The sequence below is a fragment of the Nocardia sp. NPDC055050 genome, assembly GCF_053608345.1.
This window is the reverse complement of record NZ_JBSGVG010000024.1, coordinates 11,346-24,871: the sequence shown is the minus strand read 5'-3', so window position 1 is coordinate 24,871 and position 13,526 is coordinate 11,346. Positions and strand designations below refer to the sequence as shown.

Genomic DNA, 13,526 nt, shown 5'->3' with positions numbered 1-13,526 from the left:
CCACCCAGGTCACCGCCCGCATCGGTGCCGCCCTGGACACCCAGCTCTCGGTGCGCGACCTGTTCGAGGCTTCGACGGTCTCCGCGCTGGCCGCCCGCGCCGAGCACAACGCGGGCTCCGGCCGCACCCGTCCGCGCCTGACCGCGGGGGAGCGGCCCGCCGTCATCCCGCTCTCGCCCGCCCAGCAGCGCTACTGGTTCCTCAACCAGTTCGACACGTCCACCTCCGCGGTCGACAACATCCCCCTGGCCGTCCGCCTCACCGGTGAACTCGACGTGCCCGCGCTCGAGCAGGCCATCGGCGACGTGTTCGCCCGCCACGAAATGCTGCGCACGACCTACCCGGGCTCGCCGGACGGCCCGCACCAGGTGATCCTGCCCGTCTCGCAGAGCCGCGCCGTGGTGCACCACATCGCGGTCACCGAGGCCGAATTGCTCGGTAGTGTCATCGAATTCGCGATGACCACCTTCGACGTCACCCAGGAGGTGCCGCTCAAGGTCGCGCTGTTCGAACTGAACGCCACCGACCACGTGCTCGCGTTCACCGTGCACCACGTCTCCGCCGACGGTTCCTCGATGGGCCCGCTGGCGCGCGACATCATGGCCGCTTACGTGGCCCGCGTGCAGGGTGAGGCGCCGCAGTGGGCGCCGCTGCCCGTGCAGTACGCCGACTACGCGCTGTGGCAGCGCGAAGTCCTCGGCGACGAGACCGATCCCGAATCCCTCGCGGCCAAGCAGGTCGCCTACTGGAGCGAAGCGCTCGCCGGGCTGCCCGACCAGCTCGAACTGCCCGCCGACCGGCCGCGCCCGCCCGCGCAGTCGTTCCAGGGCCAGGCCATCCGCTTCGAGATCGACCCGGAACGGCACGCGGCCCTGCACGAACTGGCACGGGCGAACAACGCCTCGCTGTTCATGGTCGTGCACGCCGCCCTCGCGGTGCTGCTGGCCCGCCTGTCCGGCACCGACGACATCGCCGTCGGCACCCCGATCGCGGGCCGTGGCGAGCGTGAGCTCGACGACCTGATCGGCATGTTCGTCAACACCCTGGTGTTCCGCACCGCCGTCGACCCCGGCGCCTCCTTCGCCGAACTGCTCGCCGACGTGCGCAACCGCGACCTGGAAGCCTTCGCCAACGCCGACGTGCCGTTCGAGCGTCTCGTCGAGGTGCTCAACCCGGTCCGCTCCACCGCCCGCAACCCGCTGTTCCAGGTGGGCCTGTCGTTCCAGAACCTGGCCGACACCACCTTCGAACTGCCCGGCCTGACCGTCAGCGCCGTCGACTACGACTCGCAGCTGGCCAAGACCGACCTGCACGTCACCCTCTACGACCGCTACACCGACGACGGCGCACCGGCCCAGCTGGTCACCGAATTCGGTTACGCCATCGACCTGTTCGACGAGTCGACGGTCCAGAGCTTCGCCGACCGCTTCCTGCTGGTGCTCGACGCGGTCGCCGCCGACGCCACCATCCCGGTCGGCGACATCGACCTGCTCACCACGCCGGAATCCGAGCGGATCGTCACCGCGTGGAACGACACCGCGCACGCTGTCGACACCGACGCCACCCTGGTATCGCTGCTCGATGCGACAGTGGCGGCCACTCCCGAGGCCATCGCGCTGGTCGTGGACGAGCCGGAATCCGAGGCGGTTGCCGCCGGTGCCGAATCCGGTAGTGGCACCGCTGCAGTCGGTCGGGTCGTCGCAGGACGCCGCGAGCTGACCTACGCCGAGCTCGACGCCGAGGTCAACCGTCTCGCGCGGCACCTGATCTCGCGCGGGATCGGCACCGAAGACCGGGTGGCTCTTGCCATCCGCCGTTCCGCCGAGCTGATCATCGCGATGTACGCAGTGGCGCGCACGGGCGCGGCGTATGTGCCGATCGACCCGGATCAGCCCGCCGAGCGCACCGACTACATCCTGGAGACGGCTGCACCGGCTGTCGTGCTGACGACGGCGAACGCCGAATTCAGCACGGCGGCAGCCGAAGTGGTGGTCCTCGATGACCTCGACCTGAGCGATGTCAGCGATGCCGCGATCACCGGGCGCACCCTGGTCCCCGCGAACACCGCGTACGTCATCTTCACCTCCGGCTCGACCGGCAAGCCCAAGGGTGTAGCGGTCTCGCACGGCGCGATCGTCAACCAGTTGCTGTGGGAGACGGCCGAATTCGGCATCGGCGCCGACGACGCGGTGCTGCTCAAGACGGCCGCCACCTTCGACCTCTCGGTCTGGGAGTTCTGGACCGCCGCCGTCGCGGGTGCCCGTCTGGTGGTCGCCACCGCCGACGGCCACCGCGACCCGGCCTACCTCAACGACCTGATGCGGGGCACCGGCGTCACCACGCTGCATGTGGTGCCGTCGATGCTCGACGCGCTGCTCACCGAATCCGGTGCCGCACTGCCGCGGACGTTGCGCCGTGTCCTCGCCATCGGTGAGGCGCTGCCCGCCGCGACCGCCCAGCGTTTCCGCACGGCCAACACCGCCGCGCTGTTCAACCTGTACGGCCCGACCGAGGCCGCGGTCTCGATCACCAGCCACGCGGTGACCGACGCGGACACGGTCTCGGTGTCGATCGGCGCGCCGGAGTGGAACAGCCGTGTCTACGTGCTGGATTCACGCCTGCGTCCCGTTCCGGTCGGTGTCTCCGGTGAGTTGTACCTGGCCGGCGCCCAGCTGGCCCGCGGCTACTACGGTCGCGCCGATCTGACCGCCGACCGATTCGTCGCGGACCCGTTCGCGGTGACCGGCGAGCGCATGTACCGCACCGGTGACCTGGTGGCCTGGAATGCCGACGGCGAGTTGGACTACCGGGGCCGCACCGACTTCCAGGTGAAGATCCGCGGCTTCCGCATCGAACTCGGCGAGATCGAGGCCGCGCTGCTGCGTCAGCCCGGCATCACCTCCGCGGCGGTTCTCGCGCACACGGATCCCGTCGTAGGCGATCGCCTGGTCGCCTACGTCGTCGCCGGAACCGCCGCCGACAAGGCCGCGGCAACCAGCGCTGTGAACTCGGCGACCGCTGACGCCGCGACCGAGAGCACCCCGGCTCGCTCGGCTGACCGCGCTGAGCTCGACAAGCTGGCCCTCCGTGCCGCGCTGGCCGCCGAACTGCCGTCGTACATGGTTCCGACCGTGTTCCTGCAGCTCGACGCGCTGCCGCTGAACGCCAACGGCAAGCTCGACCGCAAGGCTCTCCCGGAGCCCGAGGTCGAGAAGGCGGTGTTCCGCGCGCCGGTGAGCCCGAGTGAACAGCTCGTCGCGGCTACCTTCGCCGAGGTCCTTCGTCTCGACGTCCAGCCGCGACCGGCGGGCCCGGAGGCGGTAGCGAAGCGTGACCACGCAGGGCCCTCGGGAGCGGCTGCATCCGGCTCAGCCAAGCGGTTCGGTCTCGATGACGACTTCTTCGCCTGGGGCGGTAACTCGCTGCTGGCGACGCAGGTCGCCGCTCGCCTCGGCGCGGCACTCGACACCCGCATTCCCGTGCGCCTGCTGTTCGAGGCGTCCACGGTGGCCGCGCTGGCCCAGCGGGTCGAGCAGCACGCCGAGACCGGCGATCGCAAGGCGCTGACCGCGGGTCCGCGCCCCGAGCACATCCCGCTCTCGCTCGCGCAGCAGCGGATGTGGTTCCTCAACCGGTTCGACACCCAGTCGGCCGCGTACAACGTGCCCGTCGCGGTCCGCCTCACCGGCGACCTCGACGTGAACGCGCTGCGTGCGGCGGTCACCGACCTGGTGACCCGCCACGAGATCCTGCGCACGATCTACCCACAGACCGAAGCCGGTGCGGCACAGGTGATCCTGTCGCCCGCGCAGGCCGCGCCGGAACTGATCGAACGCACCGTGGCCGCCGAACAGGTGGAATCGGCTGTGGCGGAACTGATGTCGACGATGTTCGACGTCACCGTCGAGGTCCCGCTCAAGGTGGCACTGTTCCGCGTCGAGAACACCGACGACTTCGTGCTCGCCCTGGTCGTGCACCACATCTCCGGCGACGGTTCCTCGGTCGCCCCACTGACCCGCGACCTGATGACCGCCTACGCGGCCCGCTCCATGGGCTCCGAGCCCGGCTGGGCACCGCTGGCAGTGCAGTACGCGGACTACAGCATCTGGCAGCGTGATCTCCTCGGCAGCGAGGACGACGCCGACTCGATGGCGTCCAAGCAGGTCGCGCACTGGAAGCAGGCCCTCGCGGACCTCCCCGATCAGCTCGACCTGCCCGCCGACCGTCCGCGCCCCGCGGTGCAGACCTTCGCCGGCAGCAAGGTCGACGTCCAGATCGACGCCGACACCCACCGCGCGCTGGTCGAGCTGGCTCGTGCCGAGGGCGCGACGCTGTTCATGGTCGTGCACACCGCCCTCGCGGTGCTGCTCGCCCGCCTGTCCGGCACCGACGACATCGCCATCGGTACCCCGATGGCCGGCCGTGGCGAAGCCGCGCTCGACGACATGATCGGCATGTTCGTCAACACTCTGGTGTTCCGCACCAAGGTCGACGGCGGCGAGGCGTTCACCGAACTGCTCGCCCGCCAGCGTGAAGACGACATCGCGGCGTTCGCCAACGCCGATGTGCCGTTCGAGCGCCTGGTCGAGGTGCTCAACCCGGTGCGCTCCACCGCGCGTCATCCGCTGTTCCAGGTGGGTCTGTCGTTCCAGAACCTCAGCCGCGCCACCCTGGAACTGCCGGGCCTGACGGTCTCGGGCCTCGACATCGCCACCGAGCTGTCGCAGTTCGATCTGCACCTGATCGCCACCGACCGCTACGGCGATGCCGGTGAGCCCGAGGGCATCTCGGGTCTGTTCACCTACGCCACCGACCTGTTCGACCACGCCACGGTCGAAGGTTTCGTGGAGCGTTTCGTCCGGCTGCTCGGCGCGATCGTCGCCACCCCGCGTACCGCGGTCGGCGATATCGAGCTGCTGGCCCCGGCCGAGCGCACCCAGATCCTCGACGCCCGCAACGCCACCACTTACTCGGTCGACACCGAGGCCACCCTGGTCTCGCTGCTCGACGTGTCCGTGGCCGCCGATCCGAAGTCGACCGCGCTGGTCACCGACGACGGTGCCCAGCTCACCTACGCCGAACTCGACGCGAAGGTGAACCGCCTCGCACGGCACCTGATCTCGCTGGGTGTGGGCCCGGAGTCCCGTGTCGCGCTGGCGATGCGCCGCTCGGTGGACCTGGTTGTCGCGATGTACGCGGTGGCCAAGTCCGGTGGCGCGTACGTGCCGGTCGACCCCGATCAGGCGGCCGAGCGCACCGGCTACATCCTCGAGACGGCGGCACCGGTCTGCGTGCTGACCAACGCCGAGTTCGCCACTGATGTCGCACCGGTCGTGCGGATCGACGAGCTCGACCTGGAATCGATCGGCACCGCACCGATTTCCGATGCCGAGCGCACCGAGCCGTTGCGTCCGGAGAACACCGCGTACGTGATCTTCACGTCCGGTTCCACCGGCCGCCCGAAGGGTGTCGCCGTTCCTCACGGCGCCATCGCCAACCAGCTGCAGTGGAAGCTGATCGAGTTCGGCATGGACGCCGCCGACGCGGTGCTGCTCAAGACCGCCGCCACCTTCGACCTCTCGGTCTGGGAGTTCTGGTCGGCCGCGGTCTGCGGTGGCCGCTTGGTGATCGCCTCGGCCGACGGCCATCGCGACCCGGCTTACCTCAACGAGCTGATGTCGCGCGAGTGGGTCACCACCCTGCACGTGGTGCCGTCGATGCTCGACGCGCTCATCACCGCGGGAATGCCCGATTCGCTGTGGCGGGTCCTGGCCATCGGTGAGGCGCTGCCGGGTTCGCTGGCCCAGCGCTTCCGCGCCGAGTTCAGCCGTACCGAGCTGTTCAACCTGTACGGCCCGACCGAGGCCGCCGTCTCGATCACCTCGCACCGGGTGAACGCCGCCGACCAGGTGTCGGTCTCCATCGGTTCGCCCGAGTGGAACAGTCAGGTCTACGTGCTCGACGAGCGTCTGCGCCCGGTGCCCGACGGGGTCGCCGGTGAGCTGTACCTGGCGGGCGCGCAGTTGGCTCGCGGCTACTACGGTCGCCCCGACCTGACCGCCGATCGCTTCGTGGCCAACCCGTTCACGCCGGGCACTCGCATGTACCGCACCGGTGACCTGGTGGCCTGGCACAACCGCGAACTCGACTACCGCGGCCGCACCGACTTCCAGGTGAAGATCCGCGGCTTCCGGATCGAGCTCGGCGAGATCGAGGCCGCGCTGCTCGCGCTGCCCGAGATCGCCCAGACCGCGGTGATCGCCAAGTCCGATCCGCGCACCGGTGACCGTCTGGTCGCCTACCTGGTCGGCTCGGATATCGAGGTGGCACAGGTCAAGTCGACGCTGGCCGCCGGTCTGCCGTCGTACATGGTGCCCGCCGCGTTCGTGGTGCTGGACGCGCTGCCGCTGAATGTCAACGGCAAGCTCGACCGCAAGGCGCTGCCGGAGCCGGAGTTCGAGGCGCAGACCTTCCGCGCGCCGTCGACCCCGATCGAGGAGATCGTGGCCGGCGTGTTCGCCGATGTTCTCGGCGCCGAACGCGTCGGTGCCGACGACGACTTCTTCGCCCTCGGCGGCAACTCGCTGCTGGCCACCCAGGTCGCGGCCCGCCTCGGCGCCGCTCTGGACAGCCGGGTGCCCGTGCGCCTGCTGTTCGAGGCGTCGACGGTGGCCGGGCTCGCGGTGAAGGTCGAGCAGGGTGCGGGTGCCGGTGGGCGTCGCGCGCTGGTCGCCGGTCCGCGCCCGGATCAGGTGCCGCTGTCGCTCGCGCAGCAGCGCATGTGGTTCCTGAACCAGTTCGACACTGCCTCTTCGGTGAACAACATCCCCGTCGCCGTTCGCCTGTCGGGCGCGCTGGACGTGGCGGCGCTGCAATTGGCCGTCGCCGATGTGCTCGCACGGCACGAGACCCTGCGCACGGTGTACCCGTCGACCGACGGCACGCCGCACCAGGTGATTTTGCCGGTCGAAGGCAACGTTCCGGATCTGACGCCGGAAACCGTTGCTCCCGAACAGGTGCGCGACAAGATCGCCGAACTGATCACCACCGGTTTCGACGTGATCGACGAAGTTCCGTTGCGTGCGAAGCTCATGCAGGTCGCCGACGAGGAATTCGTCCTCGTCTTCGTGGCCCACCACATCAGCGCCGACGGTTGGTCCATGGGCCCGCTGACCCGCGACGTGATGATCGCCTACGCCGCCCGTGCCACGGGTGAAGCACCAGGCTGGGCGCCGATGCCGGTGCAGTACGCCGACTTCAGCGTCTGGCAGCGCGAGGTGCTCGGCGCCGAGACCGACGAGACCAGCCTCATCGCCCAGCAGGCCGGCTACTGGAAGCGCGCGCTCGCCGGTGTTCCCGACGAGCTGAACCTGCCCCTGGATCGCCCGCGTCCGAGCACGCAGTCGTTCGCCGGTGGCCGGGTGCTGTTCCCGATCGGCGGCGACATCCACGCCGGACTGTCCGCCATCGCTCGCGAGCAGAACGCGACGCTGTTCATGGTCGTGCACACCGCGCTGGCGGTGTTCCTGGCACGCATGTCGGGCACCGAGGACATCGTCATCGGTACCCCGATCGCGGGCCGCGGCGAAGCCGAACTCGACGACGTGATCGGCATGTTCGTCAACACCCTCGCCCTGCGCACGCAGGTCGGCGGACAGCTCACCTTCGCGGAGCTGCTGACCCAGGCCAAGGAAGCCGACCTGGCCGCCTTCGCCCACGCCGACATCCCGTTCGAACGCCTGGTGGAACTGCTCAACCCCGAGCGCTCCACCGCGCGGCACCCGCTGTTCCAGGTGGCGCTGTCGTTCGAGAACCTGCCCGACGCCGGCTTCGAGCTGCCCGGCCTGTCGGTCTCGGCCGTCGACTTCGACGTCGACACCGCCAAGTTCGACCTGCTGCTCACCGTGCGGGAAGCCGCAGCTGGTGATGACGCGGGCGCCTACGCCGAGTTCTCCTACGCCAGTGCGCTGTTCGACCAGTCGACCGTGGAGAAGTTCGCGCAGCGCTTCCAGCGTCTGCTCGCCGAGGTCGTCGCCGACACCACCACCCCGGTCGGTGACCTCGAACTCCTCGACAGTGCGGAGCGCACCGAACTGCTCACCCGCACAGGCGGTCCCGCCGCCGCGGTCAGCACCCTGCCGGAGCTGCTGGCCCAGGCCGTGGCAACCAACCCGACGGGTCAGGCCATCGTGGCGCCGGGCGAGTCGGCCTCGCTGACCTACGCCGAGCTCGACGCGGCGTCTTCGCGCCTGGCGCGGGTGCTCATCGAGCGCGGTGCGGCACCGGAGACCGTCGTCGCCATCGCCATGCAGCGTTCGCTCGACACGACCCTGGCGATCTGGGCCGTCAGCAAGACCGGCGCGGCGTTCCTCCCGGTCGACCCGAAGTACCCGGCCGAGCGCATCGCGCACATGATGTCGGACTCCGGTGCGGCACTGGGCATCACGGTGTCCGCCGAGGCCGACCACCTGCCGACGCCCGTGCTGGGCGACTGGCTGACCCTCGACGACGCGGCCACCGAGGCCGAGGTCGCCGCACAGTCCGAGGCCCCGATCACCGAGGCCGATCGCCGTGGCGAAGTCCGCCCCGGCAACACGGCTTACATGATCTACACCTCGGGTTCGACGGGTCTGCCCAAGGGCGTCGTCGTCACCCATGCCGGTGTGCCCAACTTCGCCGCCGCCCAGGTCGCGCAGTTCGGTCTCGACAAGAACGCGCGGACCCTGGCGTTCGCGTCACCGTCGTTCGACGCGTCGATCCTCGAGTTCCTCCTGGCCGTCGGCTCGGCGGGCACCCTCGTGATCACACCGGTCGGTGTGGTCGGCGGCGAGGAGCTGGCCGACATCATCGCCGGCGAGCAGCTGACCCATGTGTTCCTCACCCCGCTGGTCGCGGCGTCGATGGAACCCGCGGCACTGGCCGGGCTCGAAGCGCTGATCGTCGGTGGCGACAAGGCTCCCGTCGACCTGGTCGCGAACTGGCACAGCGCGGGTACCGACCCGGCGCTGCACCGGTTCTACAACGCCTACGGTCCCACCGAGGCGACCATCGCCACCAACCTGTCCGATCCGCTGCTGCCGGCCGACACCATGAACATCGGTGGCCCGATCGCGGGCGCGACCGTGTACGTGCTCGACAGCCGCCTGCGCCCGGTCCCCGAGGGCGTGGCCGGTGAGCTGTACCTCGGCGGTGTCCCGCTGGCGCGCGGCTACCACGCGCGCCACGGCCTCACCGCCGAACGTTTCGTGGCCAGCCCGTACGTGGCAGGCGAGCGCCTCTACCGCACCGGTGACGTCGTCGCCTGGCGCACGGTGCACGGCAAGCCGGTCGTGGAATACGTGGGCCGCAACGACTTCCAGGTGAAGATCCGCGGTTTCCGCATCGAACTGGGCGAGATCGACGCGGTCCTCACCGCGCACGACAACGTCGAGTTCGCCGCCACCATCGGCCGCAAGACCGACGCGGGCGCCACCATCCTGGTGTCCTACGTCCGCGGCAACGTGGATCCGGCCGCCCTGGTCGAGTACGCGGCGCAGCACCTGCCCGCGCACATGGTGCCCGCCGCCGTGATGGTCCTCGACGAGATCCCGCTGACCCCCGCGGGCAAGCTCGACCGGCGCGCACTGCCGGAGCCGGTCCTCGCTCCGCGCGAGTTCCGCTCGCCGACCAGCGAAATCGAGGCGATCATCGCCACCGTCTTCGCCGAAGTGCTCGGCGTGGACGCCGTGGGCCTGGACGATTCGTTCTTCGCCCTCGGCGGCGACTCGATCCTGTCCATCCAGCTGGTCTCGCGGGCCAAGGATCGCGGCGTGCTGTTCAAGCCGCGTGATGTGTTCGACAAGCGCAGCGTGGCAGGGCTTGCCGAGATCGCCGTGCTCGCGGGCGACGCCGAACAGATCGTGCTCGAGGAACTGCCGGGCGGCGGTGTCGGCGATATCCCGATGCTGCCGATCATGCGCCAGATTCTGGCGAGCGGTTCCACCTACGACCGGTTCTCCCAGTCGATGGTGCTGCGTCTGCCCGACAACATCACCGCCGTTGTCCTGCACGCCACGATCGGCGCGGTCTTCGACCACCACGATGTGCTGCGCTCGCGAGTGGCGAAGGACGCCGCGAACGGGTGGATCTTCGAGGCTCTGGCACCGGGCGAGGTCGACGTGACCACGCTCGTGCGCCGGGTCGAGGTCGCCGGTGACATCGCCGACGATCAGCTGTCCAAGCTGGCCAGCGTCGAATACGACGAGGCCATGGGCCGTCTCGACCCCGCGAACGCCGCCATGGTGCAGTTCGTCTGGTTCGCCTTCGGTGAGCCCGCCGAAGGTCCGCGCCGGCGCGACGCCCTGCTCATCGTCGGCCACCACTTCGTGATCGACGGCGTCTCCTGGCGCATCCTGATCCCGGATCTCGGCATGGCCTGGGGGCAGATCGCGGCGGGCCAGCAGGTGACGCTGCCGGTCAACGGCACCTCGATGCGTCGCTGGGCGCACAGCCTGGTCGAGCAGTCGACCGATCGTCGCGCGGAACTGCCGTTCTGGCGCGAGGTGTCGGCCACCGTCGATCCGCAGCTCGGCGCGCGGGCCTTCGACCCGCAGGTCGACACCTTCGCCACCGTCGACCGGGTACAGGTCACCCTCTCGCCCGAGGTCACCGACGCGGTCCTCACCGCGATCCCGGGCCTCTACCACGGCGGCGTCAACGACGGTCTGCTCACCGCGCTCGCGCTGGCCGTATCCCGTTGGCGTGGAGACGAATCCGGCACCGCGGCCCTGATCAAGCTGGAAGGCCACGGCCGCCAGGAAGAGATCGTGGCCGGTGCGGATCTGTCGCGCACCGTCGGCTGGTTCACCACCGCGTTCCCGGTCCGGCTGGACCTGGGCGGTGCCGACCTCGACGACGCGTTCGCCGGTGGCGCCGCGCTCGGTGACGTCATCAAGTCGGTCAAGGAGCAGATGCTCGCGGTGCCGGACAAGGGCATCGGCTTCGGCATGCTGAAGTACCTCGACGGTGCCGATCTGCCGAGCGTGGGCCAGATCAGCTTCAACTACCTCGGTCGCGCGAGCGCCGGTGAGATCCCGGCCGAACTCGCCGAACTCGGCTGGGTGCCGGTGGCGGATCTGGGCCAACTCGACGCCGAGATGGACCTCGACATGCCCGCCAACGCGACCCTCGACATCAACGCCATCGTCAACGACGGCGACGAGGGCCCGCAGCTCGGCGCGAACATCGCCTTCCCGAAGGGTCTGCTCACCGCCGACCAGGCACAGGAGTTCGCTGATCTGTTCGTGGCCGCGCTCACCGCGCTCGCCACGCACGCCCAGCGGGTCGACGCGGGTGGCTTCACCCCGTCCGACATGTCCCTGGTCCGGGTCGGCCAGTCCGATCTCGAGCTGTGGGAGCGCGACTACCCGGCGCTGTCGGAGGTGTGGCCGCTCTCGCCGCTGCAGGCGGGCCTGATGTTCCACGCCATGCTCAGCTCGGCGACCGTCGACGTCTACACCGTGCAGGCCGTCCTCGACCTCACCGGCACCCTCGACACCGAGCGCCTGCGCGGCGCCGCCCAGGCCGTGCTCGACCGGTACCCGAACCTGCGGACCGCGTTCGTCACCGATTCGGCCGGTCAGCCGGTACAGGTGGTGCTCTCCGAGCTCGAGGTGCCGTGGCGTGAGGTCGACCTCACCGACCTGCCCGAAGACGAGCGGATGCCGCGCATGCGCCAACTGCTGCAAGCCGACCAGGCGAACCAGTTCGACATGGCCACCGCGCCGCTGATCCGCTTCGGTCTCTACAAGATCGACGAGGAGCACTCGCACCTGGCGATCACCGTGCACCACATCCTGGTCGACGGCTGGTCCATGCCGCTGCTCATGCGCGACCTGCTCGTGCTCTACGCGGTGCACGGTGACCTCACCGCGCTCCCGCGCGTGGCGTCCTACCGCAACTTCCTGTCCTGGCTCTCGGGCTGGGATCGCGAAGTGTCGCTGCAGGTGTGGGCCGACGCGCTGGCCGGGGTCGAAGGCCCCACCCAGCTCGCGCCCGCGCCGCGCACCGAGGAACGCTACGAGCTCGGCAAGGTCATCGTCGAGATCGACAACGACCGCACCAGGGCGCTCGGCAAGTTCGCCGGCGAGCTCGGGGTCACCGTGAACACGATGCTGCAGACCGCGTGGGGCATCGTCGTCGGTCGCCTCACCGGGCGCGACGACGTGGTGTTCGGCGCGACCGTCTCGGGTCGCCCGGCGGAACTGCCCGGCGTCGAGTCGATGGTCGGCCTGTTCATCAACACCCTGCCCGTGCGCATCCAGATCGACGACCGGATGACCGCGGAGAAGCTGACCCAGCGAGTGCAGTCCGAGCAAGCCGAGCTGCTCAGCCACCACTTCGTCGGTCTGTCCGACATCCAGCGGGTGGCGGGCATGGGCTCGCAGTTCGACACGCTGGTGGTGTTCGAGTCCTACCCGATGGACAAGGACGCCGTCACCGCGGCGAGCTCGATCGACGGCATGCAGGTCACCGGTGTGGGCCTCGACGACGCGACCCACTACCCGCTCACCCTGGTGGTGATGGCCGAGTCGACCATCGAGATCACGATGAAGTACCTGACCAGTACCTTCACCGCCGACGAGGTCCGCACGCTGTCGCAGCGCCTGCTGCGGGTGCTCGACGAGCTGCTCGACAACCCGTCCGGTCTGGTCGGCGACATCGACATCCTCGATGCGAGCGAACGCGCTCAGCTGCTCGCCGATTCCGGTGTGACAGCCGCTGTTTCGGCTCCGGTTGTTTCCGGTGTCGGCGCGCAGACGGTGGCCAAGATCCTCGCCGAGGTCGTCGAAGCCGATCCGCAGGCTCCGGCGTTGCTGCGCGGTGACAGCGAAATCGCCTACAGCGCACTGGATCGCAAGTCCTCCCAGCTGGCCCGGGTGCTCATCACGCGCGGTGCGGGTCCCGGCGACGTGGTCGCGATCTCGCTGCCGCGCAGCGTGGATTCGGTCCTGGCCGCCTGGGCGGTCCAGAAGGCGGGTGCCGCGGTGCTGTTCGCGGGCGAGCTCTCCGGCGTCGAGATCGCCGCCGCGGGAGCTCTTTTCGGGATCAGCGCGTCGCCGGTCGCCGGGGTGGCGGGTCAGTGGCTGATCCTGGGCGACGTCGAGGACGAGATCGCCGCGGCCGCGGCCCATCCCGTCTCCTACGCCGACCGCGTCCGTCCCCTGGCCGAGGACCACCCGGCCTTCGTGCTGGTCTCGGGCGAGAACACCACGGCCCTCGCCCAGTCCGACGCGGTGGCCCTCGCCGAGCGCCTGCGCGATGAACACGCCATCGACTACGAAGGCACCACCTACACCACCCACGCCTCCGGCCCCGCCGCGGTCCAGGAATTCCTGGCCTCGTCCACCGCGGGCGCCCTGTCGGTCCTGCCCGACGCCTCGGTCGAAGACGACCTGGCCGAGGGCGAGGTCACCCACTGGTTCGTCGTGGCAGGCGATCCGACCGATGCGGCCGAGGGTGAAGTGACGGTGATCGTCGCCGAATAG

Annotated in this window: 1 protein-coding gene (only partly in view); it reads left to right on the top strand. The window is 69.8% G+C overall.

All coding sequences use genetic code 11. The features are described 5' to 3' along the window. Window positions 1-13,526, top strand: partial view of a non-ribosomal peptide synthase/polyketide synthase gene (locus tag ACWGCN_RS23405; protein ID WP_452458115.1) — the 3' end only. It extends 30,565 nt beyond the left edge of the window; the window shows 13,526 of its 44,091 coding nt (coding positions 30,566-44,091); its start codon lies beyond the left edge, outside the window; the stop codon is at window positions 13,524-13,526.